The organism is Paenibacillus sp. Negev47, from assembly GCF_058313655.1.
This window is the reverse complement of the sequence record NZ_CM177754.1, coordinates 352,344-365,776: the sequence shown is the minus strand read 5'-3', so window position 1 is coordinate 365,776 and position 13,433 is coordinate 352,344. Positions and strand designations below refer to the sequence as shown.

Genomic DNA, 13,433 nt, shown 5'->3' with positions numbered 1-13,433 from the left:
GCATATGCGCCAGCCTTTTGATTACATCGGATATTGGGAGCAGACGTATCGTTCGGGTGAGACTTCTGGGAGGGGTTCATACGGGGTATTGGCCGAATTCAAGGCCGAAGTTGTGAACGGATTAATTCAACGCGAAGGCATTCATCGTGTCATTGAGTTTGGATGTGGGGATGGCAACCAGTTGCAATACATGAACTATGAGGATTACCTGGGTGTTGATGTGGCAGCCTCTTCGGTAAAACGTTGTGCTTCCCAGTTCGCCAAGGATTCGTCCAAGAGTTTCATGTTGTATACACCAGGTCTGTGGATTAACCGCGGTTTCCTGCAAGCCGATCTGACGGTCTGTCTGGATGTGCTGTATCACATTACGGATGAAACAGATTTTCGCAATACCCTCTATGATGTTCTGCACTCTTCCACAGCATGGGTCGTGCTATACACGCGATTGAAAGAAGCTGGCAACCCGGGAATCGATACAATCCAGGACCGTAATCTGTTCGATTATCTATTCGACTACCCTGATTTCAAAGTTCATGAGATTATTCCGCAGCGCTATCCGGATCAATCTTCTGCTGACTTTGTCATTCTGAGACGCACGCCTTCAAAATGAGACGCGCCCCTTTCAATAGAGCATAACAACTACCAATCTCTATAAACCAACGGGATTCGCACGAGTACGATCTTCATAGGTTAGCTTCTTCTTTCGTCTTCCTTCGCTTATGTACATCATCCGCCTCTGTCTCCAATAGAAGAGATATCGTCCTAATATTGGAGACAGTCACACCCGGACAGGTGATGATGGATTCTCTACTGATGCTACTACTAACTACTGAATATATAACTTATTTATGGGTTTAATCTAAAGCAACTGATGAGTTCTAAGCTTCAGTTCATTCTGCGCGTAGTTCTCCATTCTTCTTTAAAATAACCCCGCACGTCCACGCAGCTTCGCCAGCGCTTCCATATAGAAATAATCGCCGTATATAATCGGCACATTCAGCCCTCGCCCTTCGGGGTAATGCACCGTTCCCTGCATGATCAGACCTTCTTCCGCTGCCAAGTCGCCGGAGCTATAGTTCTCATGCAAACCGCGGACGATTCGTTCTCCCGCGGCGGCGTAGGTTTCCCCGCGTGGCGACAGCTTCGCCAGCTCTAGCAACCCGCTCGCGGCAATTGCCGCAGCGGACGAGTCCCACGCCACCTGATGCTCCGCAGGTGCGCGGAAATCCCACACCGGCACGATCTCTTCGCCAAGCATGGCGAGGAAGAAATCGGCCGCACGCTCCGCTGTCTCCAGATATCGGGCTTCGCCCGTATACCGGAAAGACAGCGCAAACCCGCGCAACGCCCAGGCGGTGCCCCGCGCCCAGGCGGAACCCGGAGCATGGCCCTGTCCGCCATGCTCTCGCAGCTTCTGCCCCGTGTGTGGATCGAACTCCACCACGTGGCAGATGGACCCGTCAGCGCGGATGAATTCGCGCGCCACGGTGTCCGCATGCGCTTCCGCCAGCCAGCGGAAGCGAGGGTCGCCGCTCTGCTCGGATGCCCAATAGAGCAGCGGCAGGTTCATCATGCTGTCAATGATGGCTACGCCGCGCGTATCCATTGCTGACGAGCTGAAGTTCCAGGCGCGGATGAACTTACCGCGCACGTGGAAGCGGGCAGCGAGCAGGTTGGCGGCAAGCATGCCACGCCGCCGTCCATCCGCGCTGCCCGTCTGGCGGTAGTTGGCTACGCCACTAAGCAGCCAGATGAACCCCAGATCGTGATCCACCGATTCGGGATCACGCAGACAACCTTCCAGTTGCCGCTCACAACTTTCGGCAATGCGATGTAGCGGAGCTGCCGCTTCACTTTCCGAAGATTCCCCATAGACCAGCCATAACAATCCAGGCCAGAAACCTGCTGTCCACCATTCCGGATCATTCCGGTCATACGTCCCCTGCGGGGCAATGTGCGGGAATGTATCCTTAATCCGCTTCGCATTCCGAATCGTTTTGGCAGCTCCCTGTTGCCACGCTTCCTCTAACCATTTTACCGACGTTGATGTGTTCATGAACATATCCCTCCTCGATTCAATACCAGACCTCTTTGCTTGATGCTCCAGTTCAACCTCACCATATCTGACGTAATGTTGTTCGTCATCATTACTTTAACCCTCGACCTGAACACCTTCATGAAACCATACCTCTCCACACCCGAGAACGGATCTATAATTGCACCATCACTATCCTGATATGATGTGTAAGCGCGAACAACACTCTCAACAAGTGCCAGCTTGCGATCCCGATTCCAGCCTTCTGTCGGAGCTGGGCCCACTTGTTCTGCCAATGTACGGTAACGTTCAAATTCATCTTTCCATGGATACGTGGGCGCAGATGTATATTTACTCAATCATGTTCACCTCGGTTTCTCCCATTTTCGGTTCAATGATGAAGATTACCTCACATAACGTTTCAATCAGATCAGGACTTTCTAACCGAACATCTGTCTCATCGTGCACACCTGTCCATGATAGTGACGTCCGATAGAATGTGACTGGAACATCGTCATGATCAACTGTGTCCATTGCCTCCGTAAGGACTTGCCACTGGTTCGCATCATATGTCATGTGGACTGTTCCATGTACACCTTGCCAGCGAAGATTACCGCTCTTCACCACTTCAGGCTTCAATCTGCTCATCCATCGCTCTACAACGCTTGAACACCCTGCACCTGAATCGTCCACCGAAGATGATTTTTCAGCCGAAGACACAATCCTGCTTTTCCATTGAAAACGGTCAATCATACGCAATTCTGCCCTATCTCTGCTACTGTCAGGACCTATTCTCCAATGAAATTGGCGCGTATAACGAGCCAGCGAAGCAGCTCCAGGGTATGCGGATGTCAGATCCAATGTTGTATCCAGCTCACCGCTATCCTTTGCCAGATTTGCCTCCAACACTTGGGCTTGCGCTTGCCGACCCGAGCTTTGCTCCTGACCTTCAATGAGCGGAACGCTATGCCCGGATGATGAGATGTGGAACAACTGCTCTCTACCTGGTGCAAAATAGGCTTGGCTATACAACCCTGCTCCTGGATCACATAGGATGTTCTCACCACCGCAATGGATAATGAACTGCCCCAGATCATTATGGTTATGAGGCTCGTCGTTATGCCCGCCTTTAACGGAAACAGCCACATGAAGGGGGGCGCTGTTTGTACGTTGTGTACCCGGACAATCGATCGTGCCCTTTGCAATCATCCAGCCCAGATTTTGAAAGACAAATCCACGTTCAGACTGTGCAACGGCTTCTTCGTTACCATATACTTCCGGATCGCTCCACATCACGTTACGCAGCAGATGAGCCCAGCGATGACAGGGATCATCGGTAAGCAGTGGAATGTGAAGCGGCAGATCCACCTGTAACCCAACTCGGGATGCAAGCAGGGAGAGTAATCCGGAAGGGATCTCTTCCTGCTCGGCACTGTCCGAATAGTTCACAAATATGCCGCCCGACAGATGTACTCGCAGCGGGAAGGCTGCGATTGCTGCGATTTTGGAACCCGTCAATAGATCTAGTTCACCCTCACTATACTCACGAAGCATCTCGGCATAATAGGTAAAATAACCGAAGCCATATACCCAATATCCAATACCTTCGGCACAGCCGCCATCCTCTCCATAACCGCTCAGGAATGCGTTCATACAACTGACTGTTTGGCAGATCGATTCCCGTAGTGTTGGCTCATCCTCCAACAGCAACAATGCAGCCATGCCACAGCAGCCACCACAGACCGCCGACCAGTTGTGATCCGCTGTCTGCCAGTGGAACTTCCGTTGATCCCGGTAAAGCGGAGTGAAGATTCGCCGCTCTGCTTCGAACCTGATCCGCTCTATGACAAGGCGATCCAGCCGCTCGGCGTGAATCGTTACAACTTCGGCCAGCATATGTACCGTCTCTGCGGCGAACAGATCGATGTTTCCATCCACCTGATCGACCTCTCCCGTACCCAGATGCGCTGTCAAACACCACGTATACTCACCACATATGTCCCACAACATTTCTTCCAACGCTTGCAGTGCATCCGGCCTGGCCGTGTCCAATGCGGGCATCGCCACAGCAGCCAGTCTGCCCCTTCGATCAAAATAAGCCTCCTCATAGGCTTTCCGCTCACCTGTATCGCTGAACTGTCGATATAGACGGAACGACAAAGAAGGCATGGGTTCGTTCAAGGCACGTTCACCGTAAGCCTTCAAGTCCGTGTATAGCGTAGTCAACTCAGGCCGGGCTAACTTCTCCAAGAGTCTGTCGGCGCTTAGGGAACTCACTGCTTTGCTCTCATTTCCACGTTTGTTTATGTTTTCATTTTCGACTTCGTGAATGGAATCTTCCATTGGATTCACCACTCTTCGTTAATGGAATGTTATACCAACATTATAATGTAATCGATTTCATTTTACCGGATTTCATAACACTTTTGAAGAATTATCCATTAGTAACCTTTCCACGACCTTACGTCCTTCTCCTTCCTAACCAAAAAAAAGAAGAACCTTCGTCAGGTTCTCCGTTGTATTCTGCCTGTCAGCACAGGCTTTTTATGGCTATCTTATACCCTTATCCAATCCTTAACACCTGTTCCCGCTGCCCAAATCGCAACTGTTCCGTTGTTGTTACACAATCGCAAGTGGAGAATTTTGTACAACAGATAACCACTGACGTGCAATCAGCTCATGACCTGCTGCGGTTGGATGCACGCCATCCCACAACCAGTATGCTGCGTCCGCCTGCTTCAGAGCATCATTGAACGTTTGCTGCAATGGTACCCACACAGCTCCGAATTCTTCAGAGAGACCTTGCGCCAGCTTCTGATACTGACCAATATGCTCTTCCCAGGCCTCCCATTTCTCCACAGTCGCTCCGGTTTTCAGAATAAACGGCTCCAGCAAAATCAGACCCGTATCCGGCATCACTTCCCGTGTTTCTTCAAGCAAGTGACGATATGCTCGTCCGAAACGATCCGTAATCCCGCTAGGTTCTCCATTCATCGTGCGCCATGCATCGTTAACCCCAATCAGGATGCTGATCAGATCAGGTTTCAGACTAATCGTATCCTCATTCCAGCGTGCGTACAGATCGGATGCCCGATCCCCGCTGATGCCTCTGTTATAGAACGTCTTATTCTTGCCGGCCAGTTCCATACCCAGTTTGCTGGAGATCAGATACGCATACCCGTGACCGAGAAAATGATTCGGATCATCATTGCGTGATCTTCCCCCATCTGTAATCGAGTCTCCCTGAAACAATATAACGGATGGACTTGTACTCATGATTGAAATCGTTCCTTCCTCTTGTGCAAAATGGAAACACTGAACACCTCAGTCTCCATTTTATCCCTTTCGGCTAAAATAGAAAATAGCGTTTTCATAGCGGAATCGCCAATCTATGAATTCCTCGGTTCTTTCTCCACATGGCCTCCGCCCTGGAAGGCTGTCTCGTCGTGTTTATCGGGTACGCCCCTAAGCTTTGCCTCTTCCCACAGTTCGGCTGCATCATCCTGAGGATGGTATCCCATCTTCTGTGCAAGGTAGCCAATATCATAGTAATTGTCTGTATTCGCTGAAGTCCCATACAGATTCAGATATTTCATATCCGAATCCGCCTCAATACAGCACTCGGCAAGTTGAACCATGTCCCTGGTCGAGATCCAGATGTGGGCAGAGCGCTCCGAGTGCGGGTATGTATCACCCGAGAAGTTCCCTATCCGAATGTTGAATGAGGACAAGTTATATTTGTCGACGTAATACCGTCCCAGCAGTTCAATATAACATTTGCTAAGTCCATAGAAACTGTCCGGTCGGTACGGATCATCCACTTCAATATCCTCTCCGGTAGGATAGAAGCCTGTCGCATGGTTGGAGCTTGCAAAAATCACCCGCTGAACACCGTTCAACCGTGCAGCTTCATATACGTGGTAGGCTCCAGTTACATTGATCGGCAGAACTTTGCCCAGAAAATCTTCCTCATCCTTGGCCCATGCAATGTGCAGAACGGTGTGAACTCCCTGCATCAGTTCTTTCAAGCGTTCCCCGTCTGTCACATCCATAGCTACAATGCCAGCTTTCTCGTCTTCATGCAGATCGGCCGCAACGATATCGTACGTGCCCTTGGATCTCAGCCCGTCCAACAGACTGCGACCAATGACTCCAGCAGCTCCCGTAATTAACAGCTTGCGCTTCGGTTCACTCATGAATCCAGCTCCCTTCGCTCAGATAGGTTATCTGTCCTCTATAGAACAGTATTAACCGATCAGGCGAAGGAATTACCGGATATTACAATAGAACCTAGCAATTATCCGATCCAATATCGCAAGATCATCATCGCCACAATACCGACCAATACGGTTCCAAGCAGACTGCGTGTCCAGATGGCTACCGCAATCGTAGGCAGGGATGCCCACAAGGCCGCATTCTGCATAATCGGCACTAACTGGTTGTCCGACATGAATAGTTCCTGACCGATCAGTGCTGCCATGACCGCTACGGGTACATATTCAAGCCAGCGTAACAACCACAGTGGAATCTGTATCTTGCTGAACAGCATCAGTGGCAGTACACGCGGGATAAATGTTAACAACGCTGAACCCATAATAATCCAAAATACATCCCATCTTACTTCCATCGTTCCATGAACACTCCCATCGTTGCCGCAATGACCGCAGCCACAATAACACTCATGCTGCCAAGTGAAGCCATACTGGCGAAGATTACACAGACCACGGCGATAATCGCCACATTAATGTGTATTTTTTTACTTTTGCGATGCACCAGCTGGAGTACAACCAGTCCGATAAACATCGCTGGCAATGCATAATCCAGACCCAGTCGTTCCGGGTTGGTGATCCAGCGTCCAAAGTATGCTCCCGCCATATTGGCTACGAACCAGTTCAGGTACGCAGTAATATTCAGACCGTGCATCCAGCGTTCACTGAGCCTTTCCCTGCCAATAGCACGCGTCATCGCCACACCGAATGACTCGTCGGTAAGCAGTGAACCAATCCACATATTTTTAAGCGGGGTCAGATGCCGAAAATACGGTGATACAGCTGCACTGAGCAGCAAATGACGAAGATTCACAAAAAATATGGTGAACATGATGGCTAGTGCTGACCCATTCGATGCCAGCATGCCTGCTGCAATGAACTGAGCTGATCCTGCATATAGGATCAGGCTGAGCAGAGCCGTTTCCGCCAGACTCAGACCTGCGGTCATTTCAATGACACCCGCAGCAAAGCCAATACTCAAATAGCCAAGCAGGGTTGGGATACAATCCTTGACCCCCTGCATGAAAGTGGCATGATCCTGGACCTCTTCCGTGTTCTTCTGCATAGATATCTGTTGTGTACTTTGGTCCAACTCTGGAACAACCCCTCTCCAATTTCTGTCTCCATCAACCGATATATATCGATGAGTACTCATGCAGGTGCATTTTTCAATGAAAACAGCTTTCTCTGTGTATTCAGCATAACAACGTCCATTCCTTAAGCATGTGGCATATTACATCTTTCGTGTCACATTAATTCAGAAATATACCACAAGATGTGCACTAAGGGAGAGACAGATTACTTTTTATAGAACAGATGTAATCCTAAATACCTATAAAACCAAAAAATATTTTCATAAAATTCATAAATAATGTTGAATAAACTCGAATTTTGTCATACGATAGTACCAGAAACATCTGGAAATGTTGGAAACTTTATCAGGTTTGATATATCCACCAAGGAATTGGTTGGATTACACAGAGGGGGCATCTGTATGAAGAAGATTCGTAAACAAGGGGCCAAAAGAACGCTGCAGATGAGAGAGAAATTGATTTTATCATTTGCCATCGTGCTACTCATTCCTACAATCAGTCTGGGCATTATCTCGTTCCAAACAGCCGATGCCAAGGTCGAAGAGAAAATGTATGAAAATGCAATTAGCAATGTTACTGTGCTCAACCAGACCATTGACCAGATCATTGGGGCAACACGTAAAAATGTTGATTTCCTGGCAAGTCAACTGGATGCAGGTAATGTCGGACCCAACCAGGGTGACGAGACGGATACCATACGTACCTTGCTCGACGCGTATAAGGAAACCCATGATGACGTAGAACTTGCTTCCATCGGTACCGATCAGGGCGTGTATATTAACTCCCCTGTCACGGCGGTGAATAAGGAAGGGTACGACCCGCGCGAACGCCCGTGGTATCAGGCTGCTACACAGAACAAAGATGTCCCTACCGTAATCACCCCCTACATATCAAGCAATACCGGCAATGTTGTTGCTTCGGTAGCTCAGACCTCAGCAGATGGGCATGGTGTCGTCTCTGTCAGCCTGTCGCTTGAAGCCCTGTCCCAGACGGTTAATTCCACGAAGATCGGCGAGAAGGGTTATATCTATATCATTGATAATGCCAACAAAATCATTGTACATCCTACCGAAAAACCGGGAACCGAAGGAACCATGGAACCCTATAAAGATATTTTTGCACAGAAAAACGGAAGTCTGACTTATACACTTAATGGAAACAAGGAGGAACACGCCTTTTTCTCCACCAATGAAACAACAGGCTGGACTGTGGTCGGTGTCATTGATAGTGGTGAAGTGACGGAATCTGTCCGGCCCATCTTATATACCACACTTATCGTTATTGTGATTGCGATCGCTGTAAGCTCCATGATTATTTTCTGGATTGTGCAGTCGATCACCAAACCGCTGAACCGCTTGGTGAAGGCATCCAACGAAATTAGTGATGGTAATCTGACCATTGAGGTCGCTGTATTGGGTCAGGATGAGTTCGGGAAACTCAGCACCAGCTTCAATAAGATGAGTGAATCTTTACGCAATGTCATTCAGGACGTCCGTCACACGGCTGACGAGTTAACCACCTCTTCAACACAATTGGCAGTCAATTCATCCGAGACAACCAAAGCAACTGAGCAAGTTGCCTTGATCACGGAAGAATCCGCAGCTGGACTTGAGAAACAAGCAAGCAGCTTGAAACATACGGCCCAGCAGATGAATGAGCTTGCTGGAGGTGTGGGACAGGTAACAAACAGCACCCAACAAGTATCCGAAGCCGCCATGCAAGCAAGTGAGCTCGCGGATAAAGGGAATGCTACCATGCAGACAGCCGTATCCGAGATGGATTCCGTCAGTCGCTTTGTGCAAGGTATGGCAGATACTGCTGGACGACTTGAGCAGCACTCCACATCCATTGGCGAGATGGTGTCTGTCATTACAGACATCGCTGCACAGACCAATCTGCTTGCACTCAATGCTTCAATTGAAGCAGCTCGCGCAGGTGAGCATGGACGCGGCTTCTCCGTTGTTGCCAGCGAAGTTCGCAAGCTCGCGGAGCAATCCAGCCTGTCCGGCCAGAAGATTGTAGAGATGGTTGGAGCGATTCAACAGGAGATCGCCATGGCCAATCACAATGTACAGATTGGGCAGCAGGATGTGAGCAACGGCATTCGTGCCGTGCAGTTTGCAGATGAAGCTTTTGCCCAGATTAGTCAGGCTGTCGGGGTCGTCAATCATCAGCTTGAGAACATTGCAGCTGCCTCACAGCAGATGTCTGCAAGCACAGCCGAAGTGGTGCAATCCATTGATCAGATCCATACCATATCGGAAACGAATGCCGATGGAACGGAGAACATCTCTGCAGCTACGGAGGAGCAGGTGGCTTCCATGCAGGAGATATCATCCTCTGCTGACTCGCTCGCACATCTGGCTCACAAGCTGCAGAAGCTGGTGGAACAATTCAAGCTGTAACCGTTGAACTAAGATTATTTACACTAACACTACGATGACAGAATAACCTTCCAATCGCTGTTATCGTGTAAAGAATTAGTTCATCTTATATAACAAGTAGTCTATAACCCGAAAGCCCCTTTGCCATCATATTGGCAAAGGGGCTTTTGGGTTATGAAAGGCCATGAAATTTGGATAGAAAATGTCCTTCCTATTCAGCAGATTGCTTTTTATCTCCATGGTACCCTTGATCTCCATAGGGTTCTAACTGTTCAAACCAGCGATTCAGACATTTGGCCAGTGCATCTTTGGGATCGTAGTATGGGTTATCATCTTGCTTCAATGTCTCCAGCACTTCGATCACGAAGGCATTCTCTCCATATTCATTCCATTCAGCCTGCAACCTTCGATTCAGATGGCTGCCCATCTGTAGCATAAACCGTTGTCCATTAATGGTTTTCAGATTAAGTGTACTATCGATATAGACTTTGCCGTTACGTTCATTCCGAATCTGGTAGACGCCCGCTTCCGTTTTGACTTCCTTCGCCTGTTCCTGCAATTCTTTGCGACGATTCATGTTCTCCTGCTCCCTCTTTTCTTTACGGCCCTGTTTTCTATCTTCGGTGCTCTGTTGATCTGCACGGCTTCCCAGCCAATACTGACTGCCATCTGGCTCACGTTCCATCAAGCCATAGTCGATCAGATATCTCCGTATTTCCACGTAATCGTCATAGACTTCCTTCAGCAGCTCATTGACCTGTTTCTCGGTATATTTGCGCTCTGTATCGAATCGTTTGGCAATCTCGGTGAGCACGATATATTTATGCTTTTGCTGCATATGAAATGTCGTCAGTGGACCGCTGGTGCCCTCTGGAAAATACTTGCTTAGCACCTTCTCCCGATCCTGTTCTGTAATATCAAATGAATCACGATGAATTGTATGTCCATGTCTTGTCACCGGCGACACCCATTCAGCTTGAGTCTGGGTATCCTTACTTTTGAGAAGCTCCATTAATGCCAGGAATATCTTGGCCTGCCGTTCCTTCTCCTTCAATACAAACCGGTGATTCCGAATCGTGGAAGCACTCCCGATGCCAAGGGCCTTCTGTACTTCAGCATCCTTCTTGCCTTCATGGAATTGCGCCAGCAAGCCCCGCTGGACATCAGACAATCCGGTTACGCTTTTATCCAACTCCAGTAAATACTCAAATACCGATCCATGAACCTTCTCGATATGAACACGCATATAGCGGGCTGCCTCATAGAGCACCCCTTCTTCAGGGTAGATAATCCCCGCCTCTGTCCTGTATCCGCAGCAGATGCATATATAGGCGGGACCTTCCTCCATATAACCACGCTTGATCTCTTCCAACGAAGCTGTTTGTAACCAGGATTCTGATGATTTCATGTAAAAGCTCCTTTTTTATCATTGTTATGGTCATTTGAAATTAATATCAATCAACTAATTATTATTTTAGTTTGTTTATTTATAGACATAATATAATTTTGTTTGTTATATGTCAATATACTGAAAGAGATGTTGTATTGGAAGACATCACGAATACCTCTGTACAAAAGAAAAAGACCGCAGAGTGTATCCCTGCAGTCTCATTTCAATCACTGTTACAACTTAAACCGTTCAATCATGCTTTGCAGATCTTCAGCCATACGTGACAATGCCGCCGAAGATGCTGCAACCTCTTCCATCGTGGCCAACTGCTCTTGGGCAGCAGCTGATCCATCTTCTGTTCCAGAGGCAATTCTGTCCGACAAAACCATCGTATCATTCACTGCCTTGTTGATATGACCCATACCCCCATCAATCTGACGGGAAGCCGCGGATACTTCTCCAGCTTGTGCAGCCACCAACTGTACGGCAGTGCGAATGTTATGGAAAGCTTCGCCCGCTTCCGTAACCATCTGCGAACTCTTGACCATCCCTTCTCCCGTCCGGGCAAAGGTCGATTGCACCGCATTGGTTTTCTCCTGCATCTCATGCATAAGCGCATTAATCCGCTCGGCTGAAGCGCCTGAACTGTGAGCCAGTGTCTTTACTTCGTTGGCTACAACCGCGAATCCGCGCCCTTGCTCGCCAGCTCTTGAAGCTTCGATGGAAGCATTTAATGCGAGGATGTTCGTCTGCTTGGCAATGGCCGTAATCTCGGCCACAATCACAAGAATCTCTTCATTTTTCGCTCGCAGATCCTCAATTACGACAGACATGGCTTTACTTTCGTCATTCACCTGCTGAATATGGGTAACTGCTTCTTCCACGGTAACCATACCCGCTTCCGACTTGGTGGATGCATCAAGAGCGATACGAGCAGTATCTTCAGCACTTGATGAGATTTCTTTAACTCCAATGGACATTTCACCCACGAGTTGACCTGTAGCAGCAAGGCTATTGTTTTGCAAAGTCGTTCCTTCAGCTGCATCCTGCATCAGTTCAGCCACTTGTTCTGTGGCCTTGGATGTCTGTTCCGAACTTGCCATTAGCTCTTCAGAAGATGCTGCCAGCTGGCTGGACGTATCATGTACTTCTCCAAGCACACTACGTAGTGAAGTCGTCATCATATCGAAGCTTTCTCCAAGCTGTCCGAACTCATCCTTACGCTGCAAACCTACACGAACCGTTAGATCCCCTGCGCTTACTTGGGATGCTGCCTGCGTCAATTGCAGTAATGGCCGGTGAATGCTGCGGATAATGAATACAAGCAAAATCAACCCAATAACCAATGCAGATGCCACAATCGTAATTGAACGGATCAAAATAGGCATTACGGCTTCCGTTGCTTCCGAAGGAACCATCTCACCAACAATTTTCCAACCCGTCACCGGATTAGTAAAATACACAGCTTCCACTTCGCGACCATCATATGTATACTTCACAGTACCACTTTCCTGCGTATACATCTCATTAATATAGCTTTCATCCGACTGTGTGCCGGATTCAATATTGTAGTGGAACAGGAATTTACCCCCGTTATCCAGCATGTACAGTTTTCCTTCTTTACCAATGTGTATCTGATCAACGGATTCTTTCAGATGATTGAGACTGACATTGGCTCCGAATACCCCTTTGCCGTCAGCCAGTTTGGCCGCTGCGGTCACAACCCATTCGCCCGTCGAAGCCGACTGGAACGTATCTGAGATTACCGGTTCATCCTGGGACATACCCATCGTATACCATGAACGTTCTCGAGGATCATAATTCTGTTCCTGAGATTCAGGGGACTTCATCCAGCTACCATCTTCGGCACCTGCGGTAAGCACACCCAATTCCTTATGATTTTGAGACATCCGATCCATCTGCCTTTGAAGCGCAGGTGAATTATTAATAATATCGTTTGAAGTAATACCCGCGGCCATCTGTGCTGCGTTATCCTTCTCCATATCCAACATCTGATTAATCTGCAGACTGAGCATCTCTGTTTTGGCCTGTGCGGAACGAATAATTTCTTGCTTAACCTGGTCAGCCGCTTTTTGATAAGACAACCATCCCACGGTGATGCTCGGTACTATCAGGAACAGGAGCAATGCAGCAACCAGGCGTTTTTTTACGGTTAAAGTAAACCAGTTTCGAATCCTTTTCTTCATTTAACTATCCCCCATCATAATCTTCACCCATCCTTTATCGGACAATCACTGTAAA

The 13,433-nt window shown here is 48.4% G+C and carries 11 protein-coding genes; 2 read left to right on the top strand and 9 right to left on the bottom strand.

What is annotated here, in order from left to right; genetic code table 11:
- Positions 1 to 4 precede the first annotated feature (4 nt).
- Positions 5 to 610, top strand: a complete 606-nt coding sequence (locus AC4G47_RS01785; protein ID WP_491104476.1) for a methyltransferase — start codon at positions 5 to 7, stop codon at positions 608 to 610.
- 309 nt (positions 611 to 919) lie between these two features.
- Here AC4G47_RS01785 and AC4G47_RS01780 read toward each other — a convergent pair whose 3' ends face one another.
- From AC4G47_RS01780 to AC4G47_RS01750, 7 genes are all read right to left on the bottom strand, one after another.
- Positions 920 to 2,056 carry a glycoside hydrolase family 88 protein gene (locus AC4G47_RS01780; RefSeq protein ID WP_491104475.1) on the bottom strand — a complete coding sequence of 379 codons (1,137 nt, stop codon included), beginning with the start codon at positions 2,054 to 2,056 and terminating at the stop codon, positions 920 to 922.
- Positions 2,053 to 2,394, bottom strand: a complete 342-nt coding sequence (locus AC4G47_RS01775) for a hypothetical protein (RefSeq protein ID WP_491104474.1) — start codon at positions 2,392 to 2,394, stop codon at positions 2,053 to 2,055. The genes AC4G47_RS01780 and AC4G47_RS01775 overlap by 4 nt, the downstream gene beginning before the upstream one ends.
- Complete coding sequence (locus AC4G47_RS01770; protein WP_491104472.1) at positions 2,387 to 4,378, bottom strand: heparinase II/III domain-containing protein; 1,992 nt, start codon at positions 4,376 to 4,378, stop codon at positions 2,387 to 2,389. Before AC4G47_RS01770 ends, AC4G47_RS01775 begins: the two co-directional genes overlap by 8 nt.
- 276 nt (positions 4,379 to 4,654) lie before the next feature.
- Complete coding sequence (locus tag AC4G47_RS01765; protein WP_491104471.1) at positions 4,655 to 5,311, bottom strand: SGNH/GDSL hydrolase family protein; 657 nt, start codon at positions 5,309 to 5,311, stop codon at positions 4,655 to 4,657.
- A gap of 113 nt (positions 5,312 to 5,424) precedes the next feature.
- Positions 5,425 to 6,231 carry an NAD-dependent epimerase/dehydratase family protein gene (locus AC4G47_RS01760; protein WP_491104470.1) on the bottom strand — a complete coding sequence of 269 codons (807 nt, stop codon included), beginning with the start codon at positions 6,229 to 6,231 and terminating at the stop codon, positions 5,425 to 5,427.
- Positions 6,232 to 6,332: 101 nt separating this feature from the next.
- Positions 6,333 to 6,662 carry an AzlD domain-containing protein gene (locus AC4G47_RS01755; protein ID WP_491104469.1) on the bottom strand — a complete coding sequence of 110 codons (330 nt, stop codon included), beginning with the start codon at positions 6,660 to 6,662 and terminating at the stop codon, positions 6,333 to 6,335.
- Positions 6,653 to 7,369, bottom strand: a complete 717-nt coding sequence (locus tag AC4G47_RS01750; RefSeq protein ID WP_491106620.1) for an AzlC family ABC transporter permease — start codon at positions 7,367 to 7,369, stop codon at positions 6,653 to 6,655. Before AC4G47_RS01750 ends, AC4G47_RS01755 begins: the two co-directional genes overlap by 10 nt.
- A 429-nt stretch (positions 7,370 to 7,798) precedes the next feature.
- On the opposite strand from AC4G47_RS01750, the gene AC4G47_RS01745 reads away from it, so the two are divergent.
- The gene (locus AC4G47_RS01745; protein ID WP_491104468.1) at positions 7,799 to 9,802 is read left to right on the top strand and encodes a methyl-accepting chemotaxis protein; all 2,004 of its coding nucleotides are present in this window, start codon (positions 7,799 to 7,801) and stop codon (positions 9,800 to 9,802) included.
- A 190-nt stretch (positions 9,803 to 9,992) separates the two neighbouring features.
- On the opposite strand, the gene AC4G47_RS01740 is transcribed toward AC4G47_RS01745, so the two are convergent.
- A complete protein-coding gene (locus AC4G47_RS01740; RefSeq protein ID WP_491104467.1) occupies positions 9,993 to 11,189 on the bottom strand; it encodes a DUF2087 domain-containing protein in 1,197 nt (398 codons plus the stop codon).
- A 215-nt stretch (positions 11,190 to 11,404) separates the two neighbouring features.
- Entirely contained in the window at positions 11,405 to 13,378 is a 1,974-nt protein-coding gene (locus AC4G47_RS01735) for a methyl-accepting chemotaxis protein (protein ID WP_491104466.1), read from the bottom strand.
- Between the last annotated feature and the right edge of the window lie 55 nt (positions 13,379 to 13,433).

Excerpts from the sequence above, each read along its gene's own strand:
- AC4G47_RS01785 (WP_491104476.1), top strand. The coding sequence starts at position 5 with ATGCGCCAGCCTTTTGATTACATCGGATATTGGGAGCAGACGTATCGT.
- AC4G47_RS01780 (WP_491104475.1), bottom strand. The coding sequence starts at position 2,056 with ATGAACACATCAACGTCGGTAAAATGGTTAGAGGAAGCGTGGCAACAG.
- AC4G47_RS01770 (WP_491104472.1), bottom strand. The coding sequence starts at position 4,378 with ATGGAAGATTCCATTCACGAAGTCGAAAATGAAAACATAAACAAACGT.
- AC4G47_RS01765 (WP_491104471.1), bottom strand. The coding sequence starts at position 5,311 with ATGAGTACAAGTCCATCCGTTATATTGTTTCAGGGAGACTCGATTACA.
- AC4G47_RS01760 (WP_491104470.1), bottom strand. The coding sequence starts at position 6,231 with ATGAGTGAACCGAAGCGCAAGCTGTTAATTACGGGAGCTGCTGGAGTC.
- AC4G47_RS01755 (WP_491104469.1), bottom strand. The coding sequence starts at position 6,662 with ATGGAAGTAAGATGGGATGTATTTTGGATTATTATGGGTTCAGCGTTG.
- AC4G47_RS01750 (WP_491106620.1), bottom strand. The coding sequence starts at position 7,369 with ATGCAGAAGAACACGGAAGAGGTCCAGGATCATGCCACTTTCATGCAG.
- AC4G47_RS01745 (WP_491104468.1), top strand. The coding sequence starts at position 7,799 with ATGAAGAAGATTCGTAAACAAGGGGCCAAAAGAACGCTGCAGATGAGA.
- AC4G47_RS01740 (WP_491104467.1), bottom strand. The coding sequence starts at position 11,189 with ATGAAATCATCAGAATCCTGGTTACAAACAGCTTCGTTGGAAGAGATC.
- AC4G47_RS01735 (WP_491104466.1), bottom strand. The coding sequence starts at position 13,378 with ATGAAGAAAAGGATTCGAAACTGGTTTACTTTAACCGTAAAAAAACGC.